1 protein-coding gene is annotated in these 535 nt (G+C 62.1%); it reads left to right on the forward strand.

Annotated elements, in window-relative coordinates; all coding sequences use genetic code 11:
- Positions 1 to 535, forward strand: a 535-nt coding sequence (locus tag PAN31117_RS26985; RefSeq protein WP_442417701.1) for an ABC transporter permease subunit, incomplete at both ends; no start/stop codon positions are given.

The raw sequence follows: 535 nt of genomic DNA on the forward strand, positions 1-535 counted from the left end.
TGTTCCCCGGCGGGCTGCATGTGCCCGTGTGGTTCACGATTCCGATCGGTGCCGCCGTCGCGGCGATCTTCGGCATCTTGCTCGGTGCGCCGACGCTGCGTCTGCGCGGTGACTATCTGGCCATCGTGACGTTGGGTTTCGGGGAGATCATCCGTATCTTCATGAACAACCTCGACCGGCCGATCAACATCACCAACGGCCCGAAGGGGATCACCGGCATCCAGCCCGCGTCGTTGTTCGGCTTCGATTTCTCGAAGGCGCACAACTTCTTCGGGCTCCAGGTCAGCTCGGTGTACATGTACTACTACCTGTTCGTGTTCCTCGCGTTGCTGATCGCGTTCATTTGCGTGCGCTTGCAGCACTCGCGCATCGGACGCGCCTGGGTGGCCATCCGTGAAGACGAAATCGCCGCCAAGGCGATGGGCATCAACACCCGCAACATCAAGCTGCTCGCGTTCGCGATGGGTGCGTCGTTCGGCGGCGTGGCAGGTGGCATGTTCTCCGCGTTCCAGGGCTTCGTCTCGCCCGAGTCGTT

Origin of the sequence: Pandoraea anapnoica, from assembly GCF_902459765.1 — a bacterium.
Classification (GTDB): Bacteria; Pseudomonadota; Gammaproteobacteria; order Burkholderiales; family Burkholderiaceae; genus Pandoraea; species Pandoraea anapnoica.